Below are 3,352 nucleotides of genomic sequence, written 5' to 3'. Positions count from 1 at the left end.
CCGCCGACCTGCGGACGCGGCCAGGCGCGGCCAGCCACCGCCCGGTCCCGACCCATCATCCCACCCTCCGACATTCGCGTCTCAGCAGCGGCAATTATGGCTACCTCGACCGCCGGTGGCGAGGACCGGCCATGAGGCGGACAAGACATGATGTGTCGCGGGTCACAGAAATGGGCGAATCCCCACCCGATATGTACGCCTGTGTGTGACCATCGCCCCGTAGTCGGCATCATCGCGGTTGCCGGCCAGCTCAGCACGCGACAGTCCCGCCCTGCCACTGCGAGGAGCGCAATGCTCGAACCGCAGGCCGGAACCGGCCGGCCGGCACGCGCTGTCGGCCCCGTCGACTCCGGCACCCGCCGCCTGCGGATCCCCCGTACCCATACGCGGCCCGGCGTTCATCCCTTCGACGAGGTGCGCTGGGAACGCCGGGACGTGTCGCTGACGAACTGGCGGGACGGCACACCCAACTTCACCCAGCGCGGCGTGGAATTCCCTTCCTTCTGGTCGACGGCGGCGGCGGCCATCGTCGCGAGCCGGTATTTTCGCGGTGCGTTCGGCGGCCCGGACCGGGAATGGTCCCTGCGCCAGCTCATCACCCGGGTGGTCACGCCCTACTCCCGGACCGGCCGGCGAGAAGGCTATTTCGCGACGGCCGAGGACGCCGAGGTCTTCGAGCACGAACTGATCTGGCTGTTGCTGAACCAGTCCTTCAGTTTCAACAGCCCCGTCTGGTTCAACGTGGGTACCGACGCGCCGCAGCAGGTCGCCTCGTGCTTCATCCTCGCCGCCGACGACAGTCTCGACTCCGTGCTGAACTGGTACCGGGAGGAGGCGCTGCTGTTCCGCGGCGGCGCGGGCTCCGGGGTCAACCTCTCCCGGCTGCGGTCGTCGTCCGAGCTGCTGCCCTCGGGCCGGCGGGCACCCGGGCCGGTGAGCTACATGCGCGGCGCCGACGCCTCCGCCGGGGCCATCCGCGCGGGCGGAGCGCCCCGCCCGGCGGCCAAGATCGTCGTGCTTGACGTGGACCATCCGGACATCACCGAGTTCGTCGAGTGCAAGGTCCGCGAGGAACGCAAGATCCGTGTGCTGCAGAACGCCGGGTTCGATATGGAGGTCGGCGGCCGGGACATCGACTCGGTGCAGTTCCAGAACGCCAACAACGCCGTGCGGGTCACCGACGAGTTCATGCGGGCCGTCGCCGCCGACCGGCCCTTCGAGCTGCGCGCCCGCGGCGATGGCGAGGTGACCCGGAGCATTCCGGCGCGCGCCCTGTTCCGGCTGATCGCGCGGGCCGCCTGGGAATGCGCCGACCCCGGCCTGCACTTCGACGACACCATCAACTCCTGGCACACCTGCCCGGCGGGCGGGCCGATCAGCGCGAGCAACTCCTGCAGCGAGTACATGCACCTGGACAACTCGTCCTGCCCGGTGGGGTCGCTGAACCTGCTGCGTTTCCTCGACGGGGACCGCCGGTTCGACACCGCGGCCTTCACCGCCGCGGTCGAGCTCGTCGTCCTCGCGATGGACATCTCCCTCTCCTTCGCCGACGTGCCGACCCCGGAGATGCGCGCGACCACCCAGGACTACCGTCAGATCGGCGTCGGCTACACCAACCTCGGCGCGATGCTGATGGCCACCGGCCAGGCCTACGACAGCGAGGAGGGCCGGGCCACGGCCGCGGCGATCACCTCGCTGCTGTCCGCGACCGCCTACCGGCGCTCGGCCGAGATCGCCGCCGCGCTCGGGCCCTACCCGGGATTCGCCGACAACGCCGCCGCGCACCGCGCGGTCGCGCAGCGCCACGCCGCGGCGCACCATGCGACCCGCCCGCCCGCCGCCGGCTTCGCCGGCGGGGAGATCCTCACCCGCGCCGGACTGGAGTGGCACCGGGCGCTGGGCCTGGGCGAACGACACGGCTGGCGCAACTCCCATCTCACCCTCATCTCGCCCACCACCACCACCGGGCTGGCCATGGACTGCGCCACGATGGGCACGGAGCCGGACCTCGCCCTGGTGAAGATCCGCAAGAGCCCGACGGGCGCGGCGATGCGCAGCGTGAACACGACCGTGCCCTCGGCGCTGCGCGCGCTGGGCTACCCGCGGGCGGCGGTGGCCCGGATCGTCGGCTTCATCGCCGCGAACGGCCACGTCGTGGGCGCCCCCGGCCTACGCCCCGAGCATCAGGCGGTCTTCGACTGCGCGCTCGGGCCGCGCGCGGTCGACCCGATGGCGCAGGTACGGATGATGGCGGCGGTGCAGCCGTTCCTGTCCGGCGCGATCTCCAAGACGATCAGGCTGCCGGCGTACGCCACCGTCGACGATGTCGCCGCCGTGTTCTACGCCGCCTGGCGCAAGGGGCTCAAGGCCCTCGCCGTGTACCGCGACACCGCCAAGGTCGGCCAGTCCATGTCCGGAATGACGGTTCCCGCCGCCGACGGGGACGCCGATGCCTGGCTGGGATCCCGGCCGGCTGTCGCCCCCGCGGCGGCCAGCCACCTGCCGTCCACCCCCAGGTTCTCCGCCCGCGCGTCGTAGGTGTTCGCCCACCCGCAGGGCCCGCCGGGTCGCTTCGGAGGGGCTGGGCGTCCGGTTTGCCCGCCCGCAGGGGCTGGCCGCGTCGCCGACTGGTCGCGCTGGCGGGAGCGGTGTCCGGTGCCCTCGCCCTGATCGGCCGGCGCGGGCCTGGCGGCGCGCCGCGCGCGTTCGGTCCGCGGGGCGCGCCCCGGGGGCGGGAATGGGAAAGAATCGCGGGTATGGTCGCCGGAGCTGTGCCCAGTCGCCCCGTGAGTCCAGCCGCCGGGGTGGACCAAGGCGCCGGGGTGGACCAGGGCGCCGGGGTGGACCAGGGCGCCGGGCGGGCCGGCGCGGGGCCGCTGGACCTCAACGCCGATCTCGGTGAGGGCTTCGGCGCCTGGCGGCTCACCGAGGACGACGCCCTGCTCGACCTCGTCACCAGCGCGAACGTGGCCTGCGGCTTCCACGCCGGAGATCCGGCGACGATGCGCCGGGTCTGCGATCGGGCCGTCGCGCGCGGCGTCCGGATCGGCGCCCAGGTCGGCTACCGGGACCTCGCCGGTTTCGGCCGGCGCCGCATCGACATGGCACCCGACGACCTGCGCGACGACGTGCTTTACCAGATCGGCGCGCTCGACGCCTTCGCCCACGCGGCCGGCGACCGGGTGCGGTATGTCAAACCGCACGGAGCGCTCTACAACACGATCGTCGAGGACGAGGAGCAGGCCGCCGCCGTGGTCGAGGCCGTGCGCGACTACGACCCGGCGCTGCCGGTCCTCGGCCTGCCGGGCTCGACGTGGCTGCGCCAGGCCGCGGCGGCCGGGCTCGTCGCCGT

Annotated in this window: 2 protein-coding genes; both read left to right on the top strand. The window is 72.9% G+C overall.

Annotation, left to right across the window (positions count from 1 at the left end; genetic code table 11):
* Positions 1-291: 291 nt before the first annotated feature.
* A complete protein-coding gene (locus tag MXD58_RS23425) occupies positions 292-2,538 on the top strand; it encodes a vitamin B12-dependent ribonucleotide reductase (RefSeq protein ID WP_248839046.1) in 2,247 nt (748 codons plus the stop codon).
* 233 nt (positions 2,539-2,771) lie between these two features.
* A partial coding sequence (locus MXD58_RS23420) for a 5-oxoprolinase subunit PxpA (protein ID WP_250609930.1) occupies positions 2,772-3,352 on the top strand: 581 nt, incomplete at its 3' end.

Source organism: Frankia sp. AgKG'84/4, assembly GCF_023242965.2.
Classification (GTDB): domain Bacteria; phylum Actinomycetota; class Actinomycetes; order Frankiales; family Frankiaceae; genus Frankia.
This window is presented reverse-complemented; position numbering and strand designations above follow the sequence as displayed.